The following is a 489-nucleotide window of genomic DNA, read 5'->3' on the forward strand; positions in this document are numbered from 1 at the left end:
CGCGATACTGTGCGACGAGGGCGTAACCCACCATGTTACCGATGTCGTGTGTGACGAGATCCGCCTTGTCGATCTTCAGATGGTCGAGGATGCCGGCGATATCGAGGGCCTGGTTCTTCTTGGTGTAACCGGTGTCGGGATGCGCCGACAGCCCCATGCCGCGCAGATCGGGCACGATCACGGTGTGATCTTTCATCAGCTTCGCCGCGACAGGCGCCCACATGTCGCCGCTGTCGCCAAAGCCGTGCAGCATGATGACGGCCGGGCCTTGTCCGCCGACGCGGACATGAAGGCTGGTGCGGTTGGTCTCGATCGTCTGTGTCTTGAAGCCGTGAGGGAACGGGACAATCTTCGCCGAAACCGGCAAAGCGGAAAGGAGCAGGCCCAACGCGGCCACGACCATCCTGTACATGCCAATCTCCCGGAACTGGCCGAATTGCTAAAATCTGACGTCGATTGAACGAAGCAGACCTTTTGTCGTGCCGCAAG

The 489-nt window shown here is 60.1% G+C and carries 1 protein-coding gene; it reads right to left on the bottom strand.

The window, feature by feature from the left end; translation table 11 throughout:
• Nucleotides 1–412, bottom strand: a 412-nt coding sequence (locus EOA24_RS40650; protein WP_133375112.1) for an alpha/beta hydrolase, incomplete at its 3' end; no start/stop codon positions are given.
• Between the last annotated feature and the right edge of the window lie 77 nt (nt 413–489).

The sequence above is a fragment of the Mesorhizobium sp. M2A.F.Ca.ET.039.01.1.1 genome (assembly GCF_003998035.1).
Classification (GTDB): Bacteria; Pseudomonadota; Alphaproteobacteria; order Rhizobiales; family Rhizobiaceae; genus Mesorhizobium.